The organism is Geobacillus stearothermophilus ATCC 12980 (assembly GCF_030369615.1).
GTDB classification, from domain to species: Bacteria; Bacillota; Bacilli; order Bacillales; family Anoxybacillaceae; genus Geobacillus; species Geobacillus stearothermophilus.
Genome location: NZ_CP128494.1, coordinates 2,213,099 through 2,235,436, shown reverse-complemented (window position 1 = coordinate 2,235,436; position 22,338 = coordinate 2,213,099). Strand labels below are relative to the sequence as shown.

The 22,338-nt window shown below is 58.1% G+C and carries 21 protein-coding genes and 2 pseudogenes; 18 read left to right on the top strand and 5 right to left on the bottom strand.

From position 1 onward, the window contains the following. Nucleotides 1-87: 87 nt before the first annotated feature. Complete coding sequence (locus tag QSJ10_RS12065) at nt 88-1,398, bottom strand: BaiN/RdsA family NAD(P)/FAD-dependent oxidoreductase (RefSeq protein ID WP_033014538.1); 1,311 nt, start codon at nt 1,396-1,398, stop codon at nt 88-90. 112 nt (nt 1,399-1,510) lie between these two features. Between QSJ10_RS12065 and QSJ10_RS12060 the strand changes: the two genes are divergently transcribed. Continuing rightward, nucleotides 1,511-3,136 carry a putative polysaccharide biosynthesis protein gene (locus QSJ10_RS12060; protein WP_033014537.1) on the top strand — a complete coding sequence of 542 codons (1,626 nt, stop codon included), beginning with the start codon at nt 1,511-1,513 and terminating at the stop codon, nt 3,134-3,136. Between the two features lie 201 nt (nt 3,137-3,337). Here the strand turns inward: QSJ10_RS12060 and QSJ10_RS12055 are convergent, their stop codons facing one another. Further along, a complete protein-coding gene (locus QSJ10_RS12055) occupies nt 3,338-3,550 on the bottom strand; it encodes a hypothetical protein (RefSeq protein ID WP_033014534.1) in 213 nt (70 codons plus the stop codon). 104 nt (nt 3,551-3,654) lie between these two features. Here QSJ10_RS12055 and QSJ10_RS12050 point away from each other — a divergent pair, with 104 nt between their 5' ends. Further along, nucleotides 3,655-4,401: a pseudouridine synthase gene (locus QSJ10_RS12050; protein ID WP_033009804.1), complete on the top strand. Its 747-nt coding sequence runs from the start codon at nt 3,655-3,657 to the stop codon at nt 4,399-4,401. A gap of 95 nt (nt 4,402-4,496) precedes the next feature. Here the strand turns inward: QSJ10_RS12050 and QSJ10_RS12045 are convergent, their stop codons facing one another. Beyond that, nucleotides 4,497-4,718: a DeoR family transcriptional regulator gene (locus QSJ10_RS12045; RefSeq protein ID WP_033014532.1), complete on the bottom strand. Its 222-nt coding sequence runs from the start codon at nt 4,716-4,718 to the stop codon at nt 4,497-4,499. Between the two features lie 250 nt (nt 4,719-4,968). On the opposite strand from QSJ10_RS12045, the gene pepV reads away from it, so the two are divergent. From pepV to QSJ10_RS12015, 6 genes and pseudogenes are all read left to right on the top strand, one after another. Next, nucleotides 4,969-6,384 carry a dipeptidase PepV gene (gene pepV / locus QSJ10_RS12040; RefSeq protein WP_080985673.1) on the top strand — a complete coding sequence of 472 codons (1,416 nt, stop codon included), beginning with the start codon at nt 4,969-4,971 and terminating at the stop codon, nt 6,382-6,384. Nucleotides 6,385-6,455: 71 nt separating this feature from the next. Beyond that, nucleotides 6,456-7,639, top strand: a pseudogene (gene malA, locus QSJ10_RS12035) (maltose permease). Further along, nucleotides 7,636-8,214, top strand: coding sequence for an RNA 2',3'-cyclic phosphodiesterase (gene thpR, locus QSJ10_RS12030; protein ID WP_053532818.1), 579 nt, complete (start codon nt 7,636-7,638; stop codon nt 8,212-8,214). The pseudogene malA and the gene thpR overlap by 4 nt, the downstream one beginning before the upstream one ends. A gap of 4 nt (nt 8,215-8,218) precedes the next feature. Next, the gene (locus tag QSJ10_RS12025; RefSeq protein WP_033014520.1) at nt 8,219-9,154 is read left to right on the top strand and encodes a hypothetical protein; all 936 of its coding nucleotides are present in this window, start codon (nt 8,219-8,221) and stop codon (nt 9,152-9,154) included. Between the two features lie 106 nt (nt 9,155-9,260). After that, nucleotides 9,261-10,664, top strand: a pseudogene (gene pulA / locus QSJ10_RS12020) (type I pullulanase); the annotation flags it as partial. Between the two features lie 135 nt (nt 10,665-10,799). Then, nucleotides 10,800-11,585: a phosphotransferase family protein gene (locus QSJ10_RS12015; RefSeq protein ID WP_033009796.1), complete on the top strand. Its 786-nt coding sequence runs from the start codon at nt 10,800-10,802 to the stop codon at nt 11,583-11,585. A gap of 51 nt (nt 11,586-11,636) precedes the next feature. Here the strand turns inward: QSJ10_RS12015 and QSJ10_RS12010 are convergent, their stop codons facing one another. Next, on the bottom strand, nt 11,637-11,906 hold the full coding sequence (locus QSJ10_RS12010) for a YtzH-like family protein (protein ID WP_033014518.1): 270 nt from the start codon (nt 11,904-11,906) through the stop codon (nt 11,637-11,639). Between the two features lie 139 nt (nt 11,907-12,045). Between QSJ10_RS12010 and trmB the strand changes: the two genes are divergently transcribed. Next, nucleotides 12,046-12,693, top strand: a complete 648-nt coding sequence (gene trmB, locus QSJ10_RS12005) for a tRNA (guanosine(46)-N7)-methyltransferase TrmB (protein ID WP_033009793.1) — start codon at nt 12,046-12,048, stop codon at nt 12,691-12,693. Nucleotides 12,694-13,174: 481 nt separating this feature from the next. After that, the gene (locus tag QSJ10_RS12000) at nt 13,175-14,026 is read left to right on the top strand and encodes a YtnP family quorum-quenching lactonase (RefSeq protein ID WP_049625017.1); all 852 of its coding nucleotides are present in this window, start codon (nt 13,175-13,177) and stop codon (nt 14,024-14,026) included. Here QSJ10_RS12000 and QSJ10_RS11995 read toward each other — a convergent pair. Next, on the bottom strand, nt 14,021-14,317 hold the full coding sequence (locus QSJ10_RS11995; RefSeq protein ID WP_049625016.1) for a PepSY domain-containing protein: 297 nt from the start codon (nt 14,315-14,317) through the stop codon (nt 14,021-14,023). The two genes, QSJ10_RS12000 and QSJ10_RS11995, sit on opposite strands and share 6 nt — an antisense overlap. 105 nt (nt 14,318-14,422) lie before the next feature. Between QSJ10_RS11995 and QSJ10_RS11990 the strand changes: the two genes are divergently transcribed. The 8 genes from QSJ10_RS11990 (at nt 14,423) to QSJ10_RS11955 (ending at nt 22,332) form a co-directional block, all read left to right on the top strand. Beyond that, nucleotides 14,423-15,499 carry a M42 family metallopeptidase gene (locus tag QSJ10_RS11990; RefSeq protein ID WP_044744770.1) on the top strand — a complete coding sequence of 359 codons (1,077 nt, stop codon included), beginning with the start codon at nt 14,423-14,425 and terminating at the stop codon, nt 15,497-15,499. A gap of 84 nt (nt 15,500-15,583) precedes the next feature. Beyond that, nucleotides 15,584-16,114 carry a DUF84 family protein gene (locus tag QSJ10_RS11985; protein WP_033009790.1) on the top strand — a complete coding sequence of 177 codons (531 nt, stop codon included), beginning with the start codon at nt 15,584-15,586 and terminating at the stop codon, nt 16,112-16,114. Between the two features lie 46 nt (nt 16,115-16,160). Then, entirely contained in the window at nt 16,161-16,958 is a 798-nt protein-coding gene (locus tag QSJ10_RS11980; RefSeq protein ID WP_033014510.1) for a DUF1444 domain-containing protein, read from the top strand. A gap of 21 nt (nt 16,959-16,979) precedes the next feature. Further along, on the top strand, nt 16,980-17,585 hold the full coding sequence (gene ytpR / locus QSJ10_RS11975; RefSeq protein WP_033014508.1) for a YtpR family tRNA-binding protein: 606 nt from the start codon (nt 16,980-16,982) through the stop codon (nt 17,583-17,585). Between the two features lie 56 nt (nt 17,586-17,641). Next, complete coding sequence (locus QSJ10_RS11970; RefSeq protein ID WP_033014593.1) at nt 17,642-19,921, top strand: DNA translocase FtsK; 2,280 nt, start codon at nt 17,642-17,644, stop codon at nt 19,919-19,921. 127 nt (nt 19,922-20,048) lie between these two features. Beyond that, nucleotides 20,049-21,353, top strand: a complete 1,305-nt coding sequence (gene murC / locus QSJ10_RS11965) for a UDP-N-acetylmuramate--L-alanine ligase (protein WP_033014506.1) — start codon at nt 20,049-20,051, stop codon at nt 21,351-21,353. 147 nt (nt 21,354-21,500) lie between these two features. Further along, nucleotides 21,501-21,950, top strand: a complete 450-nt coding sequence (locus tag QSJ10_RS11960) for a DUF948 domain-containing protein (RefSeq protein ID WP_033014504.1) — start codon at nt 21,501-21,503, stop codon at nt 21,948-21,950. Next, nucleotides 21,937-22,332 (top strand): hypothetical protein, encoded by a 396-nt coding sequence (locus tag QSJ10_RS11955; RefSeq protein ID WP_033014503.1) that lies wholly within the window; start codon nt 21,937-21,939, stop codon nt 22,330-22,332. The genes QSJ10_RS11960 and QSJ10_RS11955 overlap by 14 nt, the downstream gene beginning before the upstream one ends. Nucleotides 22,333-22,338: the final 6 nt, after the last annotated feature.

The following is a 22,338-nucleotide window of genomic DNA, read 5'->3' as shown; positions in this document are numbered from 1 at the left end:
AAATTTTGCGATCGCCCGCCTTGAAGACGGGCGTTGTCGGAATGTCAGCGAACGCCCCGGAGCACCCGAGGGGCATGAGGACGGCGGTCAATTCGTTGCTGTCTGCCCCGCGGAGCCGCTCGCCCCGTTTTTTTCCGCCAATGCATAGCGGGCGGCGTTCACGCCGGCGAGCCGCCCGGTGACAAGGGCGGCGGTGATGTTGTAGCCGCCCGTGTAGCCGTGAATGTCCAAAATTTCCCCACAAAAGTAAAGGCCGGCCATGCATTTGGAGGCCATTGTTTTCGGCTCAATTTCTTTGACCGACACGCCGCCGCCGGTGACGAATGCTTTCTCAAGCGGCAGCGTGCCGTGGACGTAAAAGGTAAATTGTTTGCACTGTCGGACAAACGCCCGCAGCGCCTCATGGCCGACCGTGCCGGCAGAGGCGTGCGGGTCGATGCCGGCCCGCTCGAGCAAAAAGACGGCGTACCGCTCGGGAAGCACCGTTTTGGCGATCGTTTTCATCGCCTTTTTCGGCTCCTCTTTGCACAGCTTGGCGAACTGTTGAAACAGCTCTTCCTGCGTCACGTCCGGAAGCGCGTCGATACTCATTTTGACCGCGCCGTCCGCCGCTTTTTTCAACGCCTTAACGACAAACTGGCTGCAGCGGAGAGCAGCTGGGCCGGAAATGCCGAAGTGCGTAAACAGCATATCCATCCGGTGGGTGATGATCGGTTTGCCATTCGGCTTTAAGACGCTTAACGCGACGTCGCGCAGCGACAAGCCTTGCAGCGTCCGCTCTCGGATGAACGGCTCATGCGAGACGATCGGAACTTCGGTTGGAAACAGTTCGGTCACCGTGTGACCCGCTTTTTCCGCCCACGGATAGCCGTCGCCTGTTGAGCCGGTTTGCGGCACCGATTTGCCGCCGACGGCGACGACAACCGCACGGGCGTGGATCGTCTCCCCGCTTTTCAGCGTGACACCGACTGTTTTTCCTTGTTCATACAACACGTCCGCCACTGGCGATTCAAGTCGAACATCGACGCCAAGGCGCGACAATTCGCGAACAAGCGCGTCGACGACCGACTGGGCGCTGTCGCTTTTGGGAAACATGCGGCCGTGGTCTTCCTCCTTGAGCGGCACGCCGAGCCGCTCAAAAAAGCGGATGATGTCTTCATTGTTAAATACGGAAAAGGCGCTGTATAAAAAGCGGCCGTTGCCGGGAATATGGCGGACCATTTCATCCACCGGCAGCCGATTCGTCACGTTGCAGCGTCCGCCGCCGGAGATGGCGAGCTTGCGCCCGAGCTTCGTTCCTTTTTCCAACAAGAGCACCTTCGCCCCTTCTTCGCCGGCGCCGATGGCCGCCATGAGCCCGGACGGACCGCCGCCGATGATGATGACGTCGTATCCCATGTTCATTCCACCCTTTCTTTCTGCGCGTGGCCGATATTTTTCGTTCCATTGACAACTATGGTAAAATAGATACGTTGTCATTTTCAACGTCCATGGCTAGGGAAGGGGTCATATGTCAACATCGAAACTGCTGCGCGGCACGTTTATTTTAACGGCTGGCGTGATGATTTCTCGCCTTCTTGGTTTATTTTACGTCATCCCGTTTTACCATCTTGTCGGCGAGCGCGGCGGGGCGCTGTACGGATACGGCTATGTGCCGTACCAAATTTTTTTGAGCTTGGCGACCGGCGGGCTGCCGGTGGCGGTGTCAAAGTTTGTGTCGAAATACAACGCGCTTGGGGAATACGGCGTCGGTTATCGGCTCTTTCGCTCCGGCCTTGTCTTGATGATCGCAAGCGGCATCGCCTCATGGCTCATTTTGTACGCCCTGGCGCCCATCTTGGCGCCGCACGTCATCGATGCGAAAACGAACGTCAACTCGGTCGACGACGTCACGGCCGTCATCCGCGCGGTCAGCTTTGCGCTCCTCATCGTGCCGGTGATGAGCTTGATCCGCGGATTTTTCCAAGGACATGAGTCGATGGGCCCGACGGCGCTGTCGCAAGTCGTCGAACAAATCGCGCGCATCGCGTTTTTGCTTGGGGCGTGCTACGTCATTTTGCGCCTGATGGACGGCTCGATCGTCTCCGCTGTGAGCGCGGCGACGTTTGCCGCGTTTGTCGGGGCGGCGGCGGGGCTTTTGGTGTTGCTTGTCTATTGGTGGAAGCGGCGTCCGTATTTGCAGTCGCTGCTTGCGCGTGACCGCGGCGAAGCGGACGTGTCGCTTTTGGCGATGTATAAAGAGCTGCTTCTTTCTTCGATTCCGTTTGTTTTTGTCGGCTTGTCGATGTCGCTGTACCAGCTCGTCGATCAGTTTACGTTCAATCACGCGATGGCGGCGGCGGGCCGCGGGAGCATCGCGGAGCACGCGTATTCCGTGTTCAACATGTGGGCGCAAAAGCTCGTCGTCATCCCCGTGACGCTCGCGACCTCGTTCAGCTTGGCGCTCATCCCGACGATTACGAAAGCGTATGTCGCGCAAGATTGGAAAGCGCTGCGGCAATATTTGAACCAGACGTTTCAAGTGCTCATGTTTTTAACGCTCCCGGCGGTGATTGGCATGGCGGTGCTGGCAGGGCCGGTGTACAGCTCGTTTTACAGCTATGATCCGCTTGGTGAACAAGTGTTGCGCTGGTATGCGCCGGCGGCGATTTTGTACGCTTTGTTTTCTGTGACGGCGGCGATCATGCAAGGCATCAATGAGCAGCGGTTTACGGTCGTCAGTTTGACAGCCGGCTTGCTTGTGAAGCTTTTGCTCAACACGCCGCTCATTATGAAATGGTCGGCCGTCGGGGCCATTGTGGCCACGATGGCGGGCTATTTCGTCTCGGTGGCGTTCAACTTATGGGTCATTCAGCGCCGCACGCGCTACCGCTATCGGTTTGTCGCCCGCCGGACGGCGTTTATGGCCATCCTGACGGCGGCGATGTCAGCGGCGGTTATGGGGGTCGAGGCGCTGGCGTCCCGATGGATCGATTACCGCGCCGGCACCGCTGAATCGGTGGGCGCTGTTTCCATCGGCGCAGCGGTCGGGGCGGCCGTCTACTTGTTTCTCAGCATCCGCTCCGGGTTGTTTTCGGCGCTGTTTGGCGACCGGTTTGCGTTTTGGCGCCGGAAAGAGAAAAAGGCGGTATCGTAGACGAGGGTGTATGGGGGGATCGGCCGTTTCCTAGAAGCGGCTCGTTTAGGTCGGGAGCCTGGCGGACGGCGCTTCTTGCGAACATCGCGGCGCCCGAGCGAAAGGGTTCGACGACGGCTGTTTTTCGCCCTCCCCCATGCCGTTCGGCTTGCGGCAAAAAAAGAAGAAGGCGGTCGTCCCCGCCTTCTTTCTCCATTTCGCTTACGACAGGCCGAGCCGGCGTTCGACGCGATCGAGGCGGCTTTCCACCCGGTCGAGCCGGCGGTCGAGCCGTTCGACGGCCCGCTCAAGCCGTTCGATGCGCCGCGCCCAGTTGGCGAATGGCCCGCCTGGGTATCCGGGCCAAAATTGGCTGACTGGCGGCTGTTGACGGTAATCATCCAACGTTGGGACATAATAGTAATATTCATTCATCGGTAAATCCCCCTTCTTGATGTTTCCTTCACAGTGTATGGGGGGAAGGCGGAAGCGGACTAGATGAACGCCTAATGAAGGCCATTTTTTTAGGAGGGAGATTTGTGGAGCTGCGCATTGACAAGCTGCTCGCCCATATGGGGTATGGGACGAGGAAGGAAGTGAAAAAGCTGCTCAAGTCCGGAGCGGTGAAAGTGGACGGCGCGCCGGTTCGTGATGCGAAAACGAAAGTGCGGCCGGATGAGCAAATCGTGACCGTTTGGGGAGAAACGGTCGAGTACAAGCCATTCATTTACTTGATGATGAATAAACCTTCGGGGGTCGTTTCCGCGACGGAAGATGCCGTGGAAGAGACGGTCGTCGATTTGCTTGAAGAAGAAGACCGGGCATTTTCCCCGTTTCCGGTCGGGCGGCTTGACAAAGATACGGAAGGGCTGCTGCTCTTGACGAATGACGGCCAGCTCGCCCATCAGCTGTTGTCGCCGAAAAAACACGTGCCGAAAACGTATTTTGCCGTCGTGGACGGGGAAGTGACGGAAGCGGATGTCGCGGCGTTTCAGCGCGGCGTCGTCCTTGATGACGGCTATGAAACAAAGCCGGCCAAGCTCGTTGTGTTGAAATCCGGCCTTCGTTCCGATGTCGAGGTGACGATCACCGAAGGGAAGTTCCATCAAGTGAAGCGGATGTTTCAAGCGGTCGGCAAGCGGGTCGTCTATTTAAAACGAATTCAAATGGGGCCGCTGCCGCTTGACCCGGATTTGGCGGTCGGTGAGTATCGGGAATTGACGGACGAAGAGGTGGACATGTTGAAGCAATACCGGCCAGAGACGGACGAAAAAAAAGGAACCTGACGCGGTTCCTTTTTTATGGAAAAATAGTGGATATTCATCTGTGGAAAAATGGTTCGCGTTCATCTCCCATCTTGCCTACCCTATTGGCACCGGGTTTACGAAGAGATGCGCACTTTTTTGTTTGTGGTCGTCCATTTGCCCTTGCTTGGGCTGAGAACGAGATCGTTGTACATAAGCACGTTTAAGTCGCGCTGGATCGTTCGTGGGGTGGTGCCGAACTCATCAACAAGCTCTTGGGTCGTAACCGTTCCTTTTTCGCTAATGTACATATACACGGATTTGATGCGGGTAAGCATCCGATGTGTTGAAGGTTTCAAAAGACCACTCCCTATCTTAGCATCATTCGCATGGCACAACCGACTGCTAGCAGATGAGAGATGTCTTTGTCTGTTTACTACCATTGTACACGAAATGAGGGGGAAAATGCTACCCGGTTGCCTCTATTCACGAAAAATTTCAACATTTTGTCATGAAACGGAAATCGATTTGCAACGAATGAAACATTTTGACTTCCTGTTTTTGATATGATACGTTGGCAACAAAGGGTGTTGAATAAGGAAAGGAAGAATGGCGTTGAACATCGACTGGATGAACGAAGCGAAGAAACGAAAAGACGATCTTGTCCGCGACGTGCAAGCGCTTGTCCGCATTCCGAGCGTCCGCGATGACGGCGGGGCGAAACCGGGGGCGCCGTTTGGCCCGAAGGTGGCGGAGGCGCTCGATTACATGTTAACTCGCGGTCAAGAAGAAGGATTTCGCATTAAAAACGTCGACGGCTATGCCGGTCATATCGAAATGGGAGAAGGGGAGAAGCTCATCGGCGTGCTCGGCCATCTGGACGTCGTGCCGGCAGGGGACGGCTGGTCCGTTGATCCGTTTGCTGCTGAGGTCAAGGATGGCCGCCTTTACGGGCGCGGGGCGATCGATGACAAAGGGCCGACCGTCGCGGCGTTTTACGCCTTGAAAATCGTCAAAGAACTCGGCTTGCCGCTCCGCAAGCGGGTGCGGCTTATCCTCGGCGGCGACGAGGAAAGCGATTGGCGTTGCGTCGCTCATTATTTTCAGCGGGAAGAAATGCCGGATGTCGGGTTTGCGCCGGATGCTGATTTTCCGATCATTCATGCCGAAAAAGGAATCATTGACGCCGATTTGTCGTACCGACCGCCTGAATCGGCGGAGGCGGAAGGGCTCGCGCTTGCCTCATTCCAAGCCGGGCGCCGCTACAATATGGTGCCGGATGCGGCCGAAGCGGTGGTGGAAGGAGCGGGACGGACGGAGGAGCTGCTTGGCCTCTATGAACAGTTTTGCCGAGAGCGCGGCGTAAAGGGGAGCATGAGGCAAAGCGAAGGGGCCGTCGTCTTTCAATTGGAAGGGGTGTCCGCTCATGGCGCCGAGCCGGAGCGCGGCAAAAACGCCGGCGTCTATTTGGCGCAGTTTTTGGCGTCGCTTCCGCTCGATGGCCGAAGCCGGCCGTTCGTTCAGTTTGTGACCTCCGCCTTTTTCGGCGATGCCAGCGGCCGGCGGCTCGGCCTTGCGTATCGGGACGAACAAAGCGGCGAATTGACCGTCAACGTCGGGGTGCTGTCGTATGACCGGCGGCATGGCGGAACGATTGGGCTGAACATCCGCTATCCGGTGACGGCCGACGGCGACGCGATCCGCCGGACGCTCGCCGGCGCTGCGGCTGAACATGGATTCGCGCTCAGCCGTTTCAGCGATACGAAGCCTCATTATATCGATCCGAGCCACGAGCTTGTCCGCACGCTTCAGCGCGTCTACGAAGAGCAGACGGGCGAGCCGGCCCGGCTTTTGGCCATCGGCGGCGGCACATACGCCCGCGCCTTGACCGCCGGGGTGGCGTTTGGCGCGTTGTTTCCAGGCCGTCCGGATGTCGCCCACCAGAAAGATGAGTATATCGAAATCGACGATTTGGTGAAAGCGACCGCCATTTACGCGCAGGCGATCTACGAGCTGGCGAAATAAACGGTGGTCCGCCGCTCCGGCGAAAAAGAGAGCGGGGCGGGCGTTGTTTTAACGAAAGGGGGGGGGACGGGATGGAAGAGGCGTTCAAACGGGGGGCGGCAGCGCGAAAAACGGTGTTTCCGCTCTTTTACTTTCTCATCTTTTTGCTTTTGGTGCGTTGTTTCCGCTTTTGTCCGTCTATTTGCAGGAAGAGGCGCGCCTTTCGGGGGCGGCGATCGGCTGGATCATGTCGCTTCCTCCGATCGTGACGATGGCGGCCCAGCCGCTTTGGGGCACGGCGGCCGATTACACGCGCAAACCGGTCGGCCTTTTGCTGGCAGCGCTCGTGCTGGCGGCGCTGTTTGGGGTCATGTATGCGCTCGCCGGCAGCTATCGGCTGTTTGTTGTGCTCACCGTGCTGCTGTCAGCGATGCAAAGCGCCATCGTTCCGCTTTCCGACAGCCTCGCCCTTCGCCATGTGCACGAACAGGGAGGAAACTACGGGGCGATCCGGCTGTGGGGGTCGCTTGGGTTTGCGATGGCGGTGCTGGCCGTCGGCTGGTTGTCTGATCATATCGCCTTTGCGGTCATTTTTTACGCCTTTTCGTTGGCGCTGCTCACCGCGGCGGCTTTGGCCACCCGCCTGCCGCGCTATCCGATGGGGGCGCCGGGGGCGCTGACGCGGCAGGACGTGCGCGGGCTGCTGGCGTCCCGCCCGTTTCGGCTGCTGCTTGTGGCGACGTTTTTATTGTTTGGCCCGATTTTGGCCAACAATTCGTATTTCGGGTTGCTCATTCATGAGCTGGGCGGGACGTTGACCGGCATTGGCCTTGCTTTTTTGTTTGCCGCCGGCAGCGAGGCGCCGTTTATGAAAGCGGCGGATCGGCTCATCGGCCGTTTCGGCATGGTGCGGCTTCTTCTATTGGCGGCGCTCATCTCGGCGGCTCGCTGGCTGGCGTATGCGGCCGACCCGCCGCTTTGGTTTGTGTATATGACGACGGTCGTGCAAGGCTGTTCGGTCGGTCTGGCGATCCCGACGGCGCTGCAATATGCGCGCCGCCTGGCGCCGGAGCGGGTGCAGTCGACGGCGGTGGCGTTATACTCAGCGGTCGGCAACGGCCTTGGCGCGTGGTTTTGCACGTTGGTGGGCGGATATTTGCTTGAGCGTTGGCAGATCGGCGCTGTCTACTTGTTTTTTAGCATCTGCACGATCGTGGGTGTGCTCGTGCTCCTTTTGCTCGCAAAACGAGAACGAGCGGCAGGTGAAGAGAAGTGAAACGAAGCCATTATTTTATCGCTGTTCCGCTGACGTCTGAAGCGAAACAAGCCATTGCCCGATTTTCGGGGGATGCGTCGTCATCGCTGCCGTTTCGCACATGGGTGCATGAAGAGGATTATCATATCACCCTCGCGTTTTTAGGCGATGTGCCGCCGGGGAAAATGGCGCCGCTGTGCGAAGCGATGGCCGCCGTCGCCGCCAAAAGCGCCCCGTTTTCCCTTGCGCTTGCCGGACTGGGGACGTTCGGGGAGCGGACGGCGCCGCGCATTTTTTGGCAAGGGGTGAAAGAGGAGGCTGCGTTGAACGAGCTGCGACGCGATGTGTATGAAGCGTGCCTTTCGCTCGGCTTTTCCCTCGACCGGCGGCCGTTTGCCCCGCATATTACGATCGCCCGCAAATGGCAGGGCGAGGCGCCGTTTCAGCCGGAGGCGCTCCGTTCGCTTCCAGCCGCTTCGACGGTGTTTTCGGTGCCGGAAATCGTGCTGTACCGGACGAATATGGAGAAAACGCCGAAATACGAGACGATCGCCGCGTTCCCGTTGCTTGGCGCGCCGGACGGCCGGAGCGGGTGAAGGCATGGGGCAGCTTTTGAAGCTGCGGGATTATATTTCCCGCTATGAAACGGATGTGTATCATTATGTGCCGGAGTTTATCCGGCTGAAACAATGGCAATGGGAGCAGGCGAAAGCGCGTTGGGAGGCGGAGCGGGACGCCGATGGCGCGCGGCGGGAACCGGGAGAAACGTGGGACTTTTTGCTTGACAAGCCGTCATGGTGGGAGCGGCTCATCGGCCGCTGGCGCCGCGGCCCGGAGCCGGAGATGGACGAAGAACGGTCGCCCGCCCCGTCTTTGAGCCGGGCGGCCACCCTCGATGAGCTGAAGTGGCAGTTTCTTGACGATTTGTTTGAGCTCCAGCTGAGATGGGCGAGTTCAACGATGACGCACATCTCTTTTGTGGATGAAGCATGGTACGGCGATGAAAGGTTGAAATATTTTTTGCAGCGGTTTCCGGACACCTATTTATGTTTTTACCGGCCAGTCGCGGCAGCCGGCAAGGCGGCCGTCGAGCTTGAGACGATTTTGTTGACGCCGGCGGCCGCTTGGTGCCTCGCGTTTGTCGAAGGGGAGCCGGACAACGTCGTCATCGCCTCCACCGGCCGGTTTTGGGTGGAACGCGCCGGAGCGGACACAGCGAAGCGGGTCAACCCGGTTATCTCGCTGCGGCGGACGGAAGGAATCGTTTCGGACATTTTCCGCCGGCACGGTGTGGAGTGGCCGATCCATCTGGCGGTTGTCAACCGCTATGGCTACATTGACAGTGGCCATCTCTTTCCATTTGTCCGCTATATCGATAAGCGAAACTATGAATCATGGTTTTCCCGCCTGCGCGGCTCGGCTCTGCCGCTTCGGCACGGGCAGCTGAAGGCGGCTGAAGCACTGCTCAGGCATTGCATCAGCTTTTCGAGCCGCCGTTATGACGGGAATAGCGGCGTTGATGAGTGGCAACAATAGAATCATGTGTGCATCGATGGGGCGACCGGCCGTTTTTTTTGGCACCGCCCTTTTTCTTTTGCGTATGATAGTACTAACGGGAGGCAAAAAAAGGGGGTGAACCGCGATGCTTCACATCAGCCGAACGTTTGCCGCCTATTTGGACGAGATCGATCAAATAACAGTGATCGTGCCGAAAGCGCGCTGCCTCGACAACATGGAGCCGTTTGTGATGACGGCGCCAAGCGGAGAAGACATCCCGCTTGTGGTGCAACAAAAGGAAGACTTGGGCGATGCGGTCAAATATGTGTGCCGGTTTTCGGTGCCGTTTCAATTTGGAGAGACGCATTGGATTCGCACCCGCTCCGGGGAGGAGTCCGATGTGCAAATCGGGGCGGTGGTGCGGACAGCAGCGTTTGATGACCAGTTTTTTTACGACGGAAAGCTTGGCGTGGAGTATGCGAAAGAGCAGACGATCTTCCGCGTTTGGGCGCCGACGGCCACTGCCGTGAGCGTCAAGCTCGTCCATCCAGACCATGGCGATGTCCGCTATGTGCCGCTTGTGCGCGGGGAGCGCGGCGTCTGGTCGGTGGCCGTCTCCGGGGACTGGGAGCGGGCGCGCTATATGTATGTCGCCTGCATCAACCGCGTCTGGCGCGAGGCGGTTGACCCGTATGCGACCGCTGTCTCGGTCAACGGAGAGTATGGCGTGATCGTAGATTGGGAAAAAACGAAGCTGGCCAAGCCTGCTCCGCCGCTTCCGCCATGCCCGTCGCCGACCGATGCCGTCATTTACGAGCTGAGCATCCGTGATTTTACGAGCCATCCCGACAGCGGCGCCGTCTGGAAAGGAAAATACCTCGGATTGACGGAGGAACATACGCGCGGGCCGAACGGGACCGTCACCGGGCTTTCCTATTTGAAGGAGCTGGGCGTCACCCATGTCCAGCTCATGCCGTTTGCCGATTTCGCCGGGGTCGATGAGCGCGATCCACAAGCGGCCTACAACTGGGGATACAATCCACTTCATCTATATGCGCCGGAAGGAAGCTATGCCACCGATCCGCATGACCCATACGCGCGCATTGTCGAGCTGAAGCAGGCGATCCGCGCGCTGCAGGAGAACGGCTTGCGCGTCGTGATGGACGCGGTGTACAACCATGTGTACGACCGGGAGCAGTCGCCGCTTGAGAAGCTTGTTCCCGGCTATTACTTCCGCTATGACGCCTACGGCCGGCCGGCCAACGGCACCGGCGTCGGCAACGATATCGCCTCCGAGCGGCGGATGGCGCGCCGCTGGATTGTCGATTCAGTGGTGTTTTGGGCGAAAGAGTACGGCATAAACGGGTTTCGTTTTGATTTGATGGGCGTGCATGATATCGAAACGATGAAGTCGGTGCGCGACGCGCTCGATGCGATCGACCCGTCCATTCTCGTCTATGGGGAAGGCTGGGACTTGCCGACGCCGCTCGCTCCGGAGCAAAAAGCGACGATGGCGAACGCCAAGCGGCTGCCGCGCCTTGCCTATTTCTAGGAGGTTTGTTTGGCAAGAAAAATGTTTGCATGCCGGGGTTGTATTTCAGTATAATACAAGTAACATGGACGGAAGCAGGATGCGGGATGGCCGTCCTTTTTATTTGTACTTTAAGTCGCAGGTGAACATGCTTTGGAACAGTTACTAGGTAAGGAGTGGGCGATCACTCCGGCTGGCGGTGCAACAGGGGATGCGTATTTTGCGGAATATGAGGGGAAGAAGCTGTTTTTGAAACGGAATTCTTCCCCGTTTCTTGCCGTGCTGTCTGCCGAGGGCATCGTCCCGAAGCTCGTATGGACGAAACGGCTGGAAAACGGCGATGTGTTTACGGCTCAGCAATGGTTGAACGGGCGGGAACTGAAGCCGCATGAAATGAAGAGCGGGCAGGTGGCGGCGCTGCTGAAGAAAATTCACGGCTCGAAAGAACTCGTGACGATGCTTCAGCGGCTTGGCAAAACGCCGCTGCACCCTAAGGCGATGTTCGCTGCGCTCGCTGAGCAGCAGAGGCGCCATCCGCTCGGTTCGGCGGCCGTTTCCGAAGCGCTCGGCTGGCTTGAGCTGCGCGTCCCGCTCCTGCCGGCTGATCAATATGTCGTTTGCCACTGTGACATCAATCATAACAATTGGCTGCTTGCCGATGACGGCACGTTGTACTTGATCGATTGGGATGGGGCGGTCATTGCGGATCCGGCCATTGACATCGGCACACTGCTTCATCTATACATTCCACGCGCCGAATGGGAAGCGTGGCTGCGCGAGTATGGGTTGGCGTGGACGGAGGAGCTTGGCCTCCGCCTGAAGTGGTATACGATCGCCCATACGCTTTACTCGCTGTTTTGGCCGAAGGGAAAGGACTGGAAAAAAGAAAAGGAGCGGTCGCTCCAGTTTTTGCACCGTGTGTTGTCCGACCCGCTTTGACGTGCACCGAAGCGGCAGCGCAAAGCGTGGCGGTTTGGCGCCGCCCCCTGTTCAGGAGAGCTCGTTCACCCAGTCGGCGAGCTGGCTTTGATGAGCGGAAATGTGGGCGCTTAAATCGGCGCTGTATTTTCCGCCTTGGCCGTAGGCGTAAATGTTCGGAAGAATTTGCTTGACATGGGCGTTCACTTCGCTATTGGCAAGCAGCGACTTTACAAGCCGCTCAATTTGTTCACATTCGGAGACGGTTCCGCAACAATCAAGCTGATGTTCGGATAAAATATCGCGGAGCACGGTCAATTGGTCGTTATGGTCGAGCGTCATGTCGATCACCATCCTTCAAGCAAAGTTGTACGTTGTTAATATGCCCGGGCGCAGCAGCGTTTATGCCCGAGCGTTTGCTTCTTTGGGCGCGACTATGATATCGTCAAACTGACAAATTCAACGAGGCAGAGGTGTCCGTATGCGTTTGCGCAACAAACCGTGGGCGAAAGACAAAATCGCCGCTTATCCGCATTACGTCATTCCCGACCCGGAAGCGAGGCGTGGGCGATGGCGCGAACTGTTCGGCAACGAGCGGCCGATCCATATTGAAATCGGCACGGGGAAAGGGAAATTTATCACCGAAATGGCGAAGCTTCATCCCGATCTCAATTTCATTGGCATCGAGCTGTATCCGAGCGTGCTCGTATCAGCGCTTGACAAGCTGATTGAGAGCGAGCTGCCGAACGTGCGGCTGCTCAATGCCAATGCGAAAGACCTCGGCACATTTTTTGCCGACGGGGAAGTCTCCCGCATTTATTTGAATTTTTCCGATCCGTGGCCAAAAAAGCGGCACGAGAAGCGGCGGCTTACATATCGGGATTTTTTGGCGCTTTATGAACGCATTTTAACGGAAGACGGCGACATTCATTTGAAAACGGACAACCAGTCGTTTTTTGAATACTCGCTCGTCAGCTTGTCGCAATACGGCTTTGTGCTCGCGGCGGTTCAGCTCGATTTGCATCGGAGCGATGTCGAAGGCAATGTGATGACCGAATACGAGGAGAAGTTTTCCGCTAAAGGCAACCGCATTTACCGCTGCGAGGCGGTGCGCCCGCGGCGGGCGTAGCCGCAAACGGAAGAGCCCCAACAGGCGGGGCTCTTTTTTGTTTTACGAAAAGCCGACAGGGGCGGACGCTGCGCTGCCGCGACCAAGAGGGCACGATGCCGGCCCAGTCTGCGAACTTCAAAGCGGATGAGCGTTTCCGGCCTTACAAAAAAAGGCGGTGTTCCAAAAGGATCGGGACACCCCCTTTCGTTTTTATATATACACCGATCGCTTCTTCCGCGCTATATTTTGTGTCTATCCTGAAGACAGACAGCCTTTTGGGTCAGCCCCGCTCAAACGGAAACATGTTGCACCACACCGATTTTCATCCCGTTTTTGGTCATCGATATGATCGTCGGCTCAAACAGAAAAATGTTGAACCGCACCGGTTCGCCCACGGAACACCGCCGTTTTCCCCATCGGTTTAGAACGGAACGGCGGGGCGATTTTTTTCTTTCTCGATTATGAAGAAAATGGTACACTAAGGAAGGGGGAGATGGACATGGAACAGCTGAAAATCGGGCAAATCACCTTGACGTGGCTGAACGGAGGCGTCACTCACCTGGACGGCGGGGCGATGTTTGGCGTCGTTCCGAAGCCGCTTTGGTCGAAAAAGTATCCGCCAAACGACAACAACCAGATTGAGCTGCGCACCGACCCGATTTTGGTTGAAGCGGGCGGCAAGCGGCTGCTCATTGAGTCCGGCATCGGCAACGGCAAGCTGACCGACAAACAAAAGCGCAACTTCGGCGTCACCGAAGAATCGTCGCTCGATGAATCGCTTGCCGCGCTTGGGCTTGCGCGCTGCGACATTGACATTGTCATCATGACGCATCTTCATTTTGACCATGCGTGCGGCTTGACAGTGTGGGAAGACGGGCGGCTCGTGTCGGCGTTTCCGCGGGCGGCGGTCATCGTGTCGGATGTTGAGTGGGATGAGATGCGAAACCCGAACATTCGTTCGAGAAATACGTATTGGAAAGAAAACTGGGAACCGATCGCCGAACAAGTCGTTCCGTTTGCGAAAGAGACCGAAGTCGTTCCGGGAATCCGCCTTATACATACCGGCGGCCACAGCGCCGGCCATGCGATCGTGGTGATCGAATCAGACGGGGAGATGGCGATTCATCTTGGCGATTTGCTCGGGACGCACGCCCATCAAAACGTGCTTTGGGTGATGGCGTACGACGACTACCCGATGGATTCCATTTTTGCCAAACAGCGATGGATCCCGTACGGCATGGAGCGAAACGCCTGGTTTACGTTTTACCACGACGCTTATTACCGGGCGGTGAAATGGCAGGCGGACGGCGCGATCGCCGCAGCGGTGAAGCGGAACCGGCCGTCGCTATAACGGTTTGGCCTCGATGACCGCGCCGGTGTAGGCGTTGACGAAAAATTCCGCGTCCCCGTCATCGCGGCAAACGCCGCCGCGGTAAACAGTGTACGTCAACCCGTTTTTCTCATACTGCTCCGGCGCAACTTGAATCCATGAACCGCGAATGGGGAGCGGTCCGCCGAGCGCGCGTTTCGCCATCGCGAGCGCTTGTTCCGGCGCGAGAAGCGTCGGCTTTGCGGCGGCGCGGACGGCGCAGATGGCGGCGGCGCCCACTGCGGCGCCAACGATCCATTTTTTCCAAGCCATGCGTTCGGTCCTCCTTTTGCCTTGATACGGTTTAGTATAGCCGATTTTGGCGAAATAGGTAAGCAGAACGGGAAAAGGAACTGAAAACAGAAAGGAAGATAGGCGATGAATGAAGAAACGCTCCAATTGTTTCAGACGTTGACCGAGCTGCCGGGGGCGCCGGGCTATGAACATCCGGTGCGCCAGTTTATGCGCCAAGAGCTGGCGAAGTATGCCGACGAAGTGGTGCAAGACCGGCTCGGCAGCGTTTTCGGCGTCAAGCGCGGCGACGAAACCGGCCCGACGGTGATGGTCGCCGGTCATATGGATGAGGTCGGGTTTATGGTGACGGCGATCACCGACAACGGCATGATCCGCTTTCAAACGCTCGGCGGCTGGTGGAACCAAGTGCTGCTCGCCCAGCGCGTGCAAATTATTACGGACAACGGGCCGGTCATCGGCGTCATCGGCTCGATTCCGCCGCACCTGCTTGATGAAGAGCAGCGCAATAAGCCGATGGACCTGAAAAACATGCTCATTGACATCGGTGCGGAAAGCCGCGACGACGCGGAGCGAATCGGCATTCGCCCCGGCCAGCCGATCGTGCCGGTCAGCCCGTTTACGCCGTTGGCGAACGGGAAGACGGTGATGGCGAAGGCGTGGGACAACCGGTTTGGCTGCGGGTTGGCGATTGAACTGCTGAAAGAGCTCCAAGGCGCTGCGCTGCCGAACGTCCTGTACGCCGGCGCGACTGTGCAGGAAGAAGTCGGGCTGCGCGGGGCGCAGACGGCGGCCACGATGATCAATCCGGACATCTTCTTCGCCCTTGAGGCGAGCCCGGCGAACGATATGACCGGCGACAAGCAGGCGTTTGGCCATATCGGGAAAGGAGCGCTCGTCCGTCTGTACGACCGGACGATGATCACGCACCGCGGCATGCGCGAATTTGTGCTCGATACGGCCGAGTCGCTTGATGTGCCGTACCAATTTTTCATTTCCCCGGGCGGGGGGACAGACGCCGGGCGAGTCCATGTCGCCAACCGCGGCGTGCCATCGGCGGTGATCGGCATTTGCGCCCGCTACATTCATACGCATGCGGCGATCATTCATGTCGACGATTATGCGGCGGCGAAAGCACTCATCGTCGAGCTCGTGAAACGGTGCGACCGGGCGACGGTTGAGGCGATCCGCCAAAACAGCTAGGCAAAGAGAAACGAACGGCAGAGCGGAACAAAGGGAGGGGGAGAAGCGGCAGCTTCTCCTTTTCCATGCGAAGGAGGGCCAATGATGAAAACTGTTGCGGTCGGAACGAAAAACGAAGCGAAAGTTGCCGCCGTCCGCGCGGTGTTCGCCGCGCCGTCGTGGCGCCTTGTACCGCTGGACGTGCCCTCCGGCGTCTCCGTCCAGCCGCTGTCCGATGAAGAAACGCGGCTTGGGGCGATGAACCGCGCCAAACGGGCGCTGGACGCGGCAGGAGCGGAGATCGGCATCGGGTTGGAAGGCGGCGTGATGCGGATCGACGGGCAATGGTGGCTGTGCAATTGGGGGGCGTTGGCCGACCGAAGCGGCCTTGTTCTCACCGCGGCGGGTGCGCGCCTTGCCCTGCCGCCGGAGATCGGCGCCGGACTTGAAGCAGGAAGAGAACTCGGCGAGGTGATGGAGGAATATACGGGGCGGCGGAACATTCGCGCAAATGAAGGGGCGGTTGGCGTGCTGACGAACGGGCGCATCAAGCGTGCGGCGATGTTTTCCCACATCGTCGAGCTGCTGGCCGGCCACTATGAGTTTTTTTGCCAAAACGGACCGTTCACGGTATGATAAAAGGGAGCGGCTGACGACGCTATTATGCTAAGGAGGCAAACGAATGGACAGCCGGCAAATGTACGAGACGATTAAGAAGCGTCTAGGCGGCCATCCTCACTGGACGTTTCGCTTTGACGCCAAGCAGGATGCGATGCGCATCGAGGATGAACGCACGAAAAAAGGCGTGACGATTTCGCTTCCCGGTGTGATCGCCAAGTGGCACGATCAAAAAGACGAAGCGGTGCGCGAAATCGTCTATTACGTGGAACAAACGCTGAAAACGATGGAAGAAGCGGCGGCGCTTTCCGGCAACGAGCGGAACATTTACCCGGTCATTCGCTCGACATCGTTTCCGACGGAGACGAAAGAAGGCGTGCCGCTTGTGCACGATGGCCATACGGCGGAAACGCGCATTTATTATGCGCTTGATTTAGGCAAAACGTACCGCTTGATCGATGAACAAATGCTGAAAGCGGAGCGGTGGAGCGCCGAGCGGGTGAAGGAAATCGCCCGTTTCAACGTCCGGTCGTTGCCGACGCCGGTGAAAGAAGACCGCGTGGCGGACAACGTGTTTTATTTTGTCAACACGAACGACGGCTATGATGCGAGCCGGTTGTTGAACGAGGCATTTTTGGCGGAAATGGAAGCGCGCATCGAAGGGACGATGGCGTTGGCCGTCCCGCATCAAGATGTGCTCATTATCGCCGATTTGCGCAACGAGGTCGGCTACGACGTTCTAGCGCAAATGACGATGAGTTTTTTTGCCGGCGGCCGCGTGCCGATTACCGCCTTATCCTTTTTGTACGAAAACGGAGAGTTAGAACCTATTTTTATTTTAGGAAAAAAACGGAGAACGTAAGGTGCAAGGAGGAATCAACCGATGAATGTATTTTACAATCGCGAAGGAATCGGCGATGTATTGCTTGTGTCGCTGAAGCCGATTCCTGCCGAAGAGCGGGCGTTTGTGAAACGAGGCGACGTCGTTCGCATTTTTTCGGAGCGGAGCGGAGAGACGGTCGGTTACAACATTTTTTCCGCTTCTTCATACCATCCGTTTTCCGGCAACGGCCCGCTCGATGTCGATGAAGAACTCGTTGGCGTCATCAATGACATTTTGGCGAAAAACGGTTTTGACGAACCGATCGAGGCTGATTTGTCGCCGAAGTTTGTCGTCGGATATGTGAAAGAAAAAACGAAGCATCCGAACGCCGACAAACTGAGCGTCTGCCAAGTCGATGTCGGCGGTGAAGTGCTGCAAATCGTCTGTGGGGCGCCGAACGTCGCCGCCGGGCAGAAAGTCGTCGTCGCCAAAATCGGCGCCGTCATGCCGAGCGGCCTTGTCATTCAGGAAAGCGAGCTGCGCGGCGTCCGGTCATCCGGCATGATTTGTTCGGCGCGCGAACTCGGGCTGCCGAACGCCCCGCAAGAAAAAGGGATTCTTGTGCTCTCCGACGAGTACGAAGTCGGCCAGCCGTTCGTGTTTTGACCGTCCCGGCGGCGTTTTTGCCGACAATGAATGAGATAGAAAGAGTGAAACGGCCGATGAAATTTTGGAAACGATGGCTTCGCATGTTCGCGGAGGAAGAAGAGAAGGAACAGCCGCCCATTCCTCAACCGGAGCGTGCAGAGGCGAAAGTGGTGTACCAATACCCGCAAGGCCGCTTTCGGTTTCCGCTCATTCCCGACGATCAGCCGCGGGAGGAACAGAAACAGCCGCAGCGGTTGGTAGACGGGGGAAGAACGCGGCCGGCCTCTGGCCGCCCGTCAGACAGCCTGGCGCGGGAAACGGCGGAAAAACGCCCGTTCCGCCCGTCCGATGTGCCGTCGCCGGTATTTGGGTATCAAAGACAGGGCGGCGAACAGCGGGGGGCAAAACGAACGCCGGTTTCCGACTTTAAACCGGAGCAAAGCCGCTCCGCCTCTTTGGCGCCGCCCGAACAGGAAGAGAGCAGCAAAGCGACCGCCCCACCGGATGAACAAGCCGCCGTTGCGGCCGGGAGCGAAACGGCAGCAGAGACTATGGCCAAGGCCGCGGAAGAAGGGGCGCCGCGATCGGATGAGCGGCAGCACGATCAGCAGGAAAGGGGCGCCGGGCAAGAGGAAGAGGAGCGGTCCGTCTTTGGCGCCGGTCCGCGGCTTGAAGAGGCGATTGAGAATGAAACGGTGGCGGAGAAGATCACCAAGGTGCTAGAAGAAGGAGCGCCGCGACCGGATGAGGGGCAACGCGGCCATGGGGCGGAGAAAGGCGCCGGACGGGAAGAAGAAGCGCGGCTGTCTTCTCCCCGTCTCGGACGGGCGCGCATCCCGTACAATGTGATGATGCTAAAGGAAGACCGGCGCAAGCTCGAGGAACGCTCGCGCCGGGACGGCTATTCGCTGCCGCCGTCTGCGTTGCTTGAGTCGCCCGGGGAGGCGGCGTCTGCTGACGAACAGTGGATTCGCGAACAATGCGCCCGCCTCGACCGGACGTTTGCGAGCTTCCATATCGGAGCGAAGGTCGTTGGGGCAACGCAAGGGCCGACGGTGACGCAGTTTGAAGTGCAGCCCGATTTGGGCGTGAAAGTAAGCAAAATTACGAGCTTGACGGACGACATTAAACTGAGTTTGGCAGCGAAAGACATTCGGATTGAAGCGCCGATTCCCGGAAAGCGGACGATCGGCATTGAAGTGCCGAACCCATCGAGCCGTCCGGTGCGGCTGCGGGAGATTTTAGACGACCGCGCCTTCCGCGAGCGCCGCTCTCCGCTCACTGTCGCCCTTGGGCTTGACATCAGCGGCGCGCCGGTCGTGACCGATATCCGCAACATGCCCCATGGTCTCATTGCCGGGGCGACCGGGTCAGGCAAAAGCGTCTGCATGAACGCTATGCTTGTCAGCATGTTGTACAAAGCCGCCCCGCATGAGGTGAAGTGGCTGCTGATTGATCCAAAAATGGTGGAGCTTGCCCCGTACAACGGCTTGCCGCATTTGCTCAGCCCGGTCATCACCGAAGCAAAAGCGGCCGCCGGGGCGCTCAAGTGGGCGGTCGGCGAAATGGAGCGGCGGTACGAGCTGTTTGTCCATGCCGGCGTGCGCGATCTTGAAAAATACAATGACCGTCTGCGTGCAAGCGGAGGAAGTGAGGCGCCGTTGCCGTACATCGTCATCGTCATCGACGAACTGGCTGATTTGATGATGGCCGCCCCGGCCGATGTCGAGGAATCGATTTGCCGCTTGGCGCAAAAGGCGCGGGCGTGCGGCATTCACTTGTTGATCGCCACGCAACGGCCGTCGGTTGACGTCATCACCGGCTTGATCAAGGCGAACATTCCGACGCGCATCGCCTTTTCTGTTTCTTCCCAAGTCGACTCGCGCACGATTTTGGATGTGAACGGCGCCGAGCGGCTGCTTGGGCGCGGCGATATGCTTTTTTTGGAAAACGGGTCAGCCAAGCCGGTGCGGTTGCAAGGCTGCTTCATTTCCGATGAAGAAATTGAGCGGGTCACCGCCCACGTGAAAGCGCAGCAAGCCCCTTCGTACATGTTCAGTCCGGACGAGTTCCGGCAAGCGGCGGCGTTCGGCGAGGAAGACGACGAGCTGTTTGACGAAGCATGCCGGTTTGTCATCGCCCAGGGAGGGGCGTCAACGTCAAGTTTGCAGCGTCATTTCCGCATCGGCTACAACCGCGCCGCCCGGCTCATCGAGATGATGGAGCATCATGGGCTCATCTCGGAAGCGCGCGGCAGCAAACCGCGCGATGTGCTGATGAGCGAGGAAGAGTGGGCGCGCTGGCGCGGGGAGCACGGCGGGCGCTCTGCCAACGGCGTTGCTTCCGGGCGGTAGTGTTTTGCCGCCGGCCGTGCTATAATGGGGAAATGAAACCGCTGGCGCGGCGGCATGAAGCAAATGGCAAAACTAGACGAATATCATATACTGTTCTACAGAGAGAAGATGGCTGGAGGGCTTAGCGATGACAGTTTACCATTTTGTTGGCATCAAAGGCACGGGAATGAGCGCGCTTGCACAAGTGCTTCATGATCTCGGTTATACAGTGCAAGGGTCGGATGTAGAAAAGTGGTTTTTTACGCAAAAGGCGCTCGAGGAACGGGGCATCCCGGTTTTGCCTTTTTCCAAAGACAATATCCGCCCAGGTTATACGGTCATTGCCGGCAACGCCTTTTCCGATACGCATGAGGAAATCGAAGCGGCCCGTCAACTCGGCGTCCCTGTCATTCGATACCACCGCTTTTTGGGCGAGCTGGCGGGGAAATTCACAAGCATCGCGGTGACCGGCTCACATGGAAAGACGACGACGACGGGCTTGCTCGCTCACGTGATGAAAGGGGCGCACCCTACGTCATATTTAATTGGGGACGGAACGGGAAGAGGGGAGCCGGGGAGCAAATACTTTGTGTTTGAGGCGTGCGAGTACCGCCGGCATTTTCTGTCCTATTTTCCCGATTATGCAATCATGACGAACATTGACTTCGACCACCCCGACTATTTTGCCAATATTGACGACGTCTTTTCCGCCTTCCAACAAATGGCGGAACAAGTGAACAAGGCGATTGTCGCCTGCGGGGATGATCCGTATTTGCCGAATCTCCAGGCGAAAGTGCCGATTTTGTTTTACGGGCTTAGCGACGAAAACGATTTTCAGGCGCGCAATATTGTCAAGACGACCGAAGGGACGGCGTTTGACGTGTTCGTGCGCAACACGTTTTTTGCCTCTTTTTCCATCCCGCGCTTTGGTACCCATAACGTGCTGAATGCGCTCGCGGTCATCGCCCTTTGCCACTATGAAGGCATTGACGCCGGCACGATCGCCGCCCGGCTGCAGACGTTCCAAGGGGTGAAACGCCGCTTCAGCGAAAAAACGGTCGGGCGCCAGGTGTTGATTGACGATTATGCGCATCATCCGCGCGAAGTTACCGCCACATTGGAGGCGGCAAGGCAAAAATATCCGGGACGCGAGGTCGTCGCCATTTTCCAGCCGCACACGTATACGCGAACGCAGACGTTTTTGCGCGAGTTTGCCGAAAGTTTAAAGCAGGCCGACCACGTCTATTTATGCGATATTTTCGGCTCGGCGCGCGAACGCGAGGGCAAGCTGTCCATCCGCGATTTGCAGGCGCAAATTCCGCGCTCGCAGCTGCTTGAAGAAGACAACGTCGCAGTGTTGAAGCAGCATCCGGATGCAGTGTTGGTGTTTATGGGAGCCGGCGATATTCAAAAATTTCAACGGGCGTACGAACAGGCCGTTCTGTCCGCGTAGCGGCCGGCCGGGAAGCGGGCTGTGACCAAAACAGCCCGTTTTTCGTTGGGCGGCAGGAATCGAATGAGACGGCGGTGAACGTTTAAAGGCGGAGGCAAACGGGTACAAACGGGATGAGGCGGTCCGGACGGCAAGGAGGGAAACGAAGTGGAGTGGCTTTTGTACGCGAGCGCTGCGGTGGCGGCGGCGGCGTTTTTGCTGCTTGTCGTGTACATCGCGAGGACGCTCGTCGTCCTGCAGGAAACGCTGCGCCGGCTGACGGCGGCGGTGGGCCATACGGAGGAGCAAGTGCAAGCGGTGGCCCGCGAAGTCACCGAGCTTTTGCATACGGCGAACGACATCGCCGGCGATGTGCAAAAGAAGGTGGAAAAGCTGAATAGCGCCGTCGAAGCCGTCAGTGAAGTCGGCGACGCCGTCCGCTCGTTCAACCGCGCCCTTCAGCAGACAGCCGCGGCGCTGTCGGCTCGAGCGGGCGGCGGGCGGAAAAAATGGCGCAAAACGTTGCGATGGGCAAATGTTTTGCTCGATCTAAGGGAAAAATGGAGGGAAAGGGAACGATTGCGTGAACAGGAGGGAATGCAAAATGGCGAAAAATAACGGCGGATTTTTGCTTGGGACGCTTGTCGGCGGCATCGCCGGCGCGGCGGCGGCCATGTTTTTAACAAGTGAGAAAGGACGGCAATGGCTCGCGGAATGGAGCAGCAGCGAAACGTGGGAGCCGGTGAAAACGACGGCGGCGGAATGGTTGGAAACAGCGAAAGAGAAAACGAAGGAAATCGCCGAGTTCATCCCGCTGAAAACAGCTGAGGCCCCGTCCGAAGGCGAAGAGGCAAAGACCGGTGCTGAAAAAGCGACGATCCCGATTCCGCCATCCGCTGAGCCGGCCGACCGCGAGACGCTGCAAAAGCTGTTTGAGGAAGCGGAAGCGGCGCTCGATGACGCCGAGCAAACGATGGGACACCGAAGCGGAATGGAGTGAGCAGAA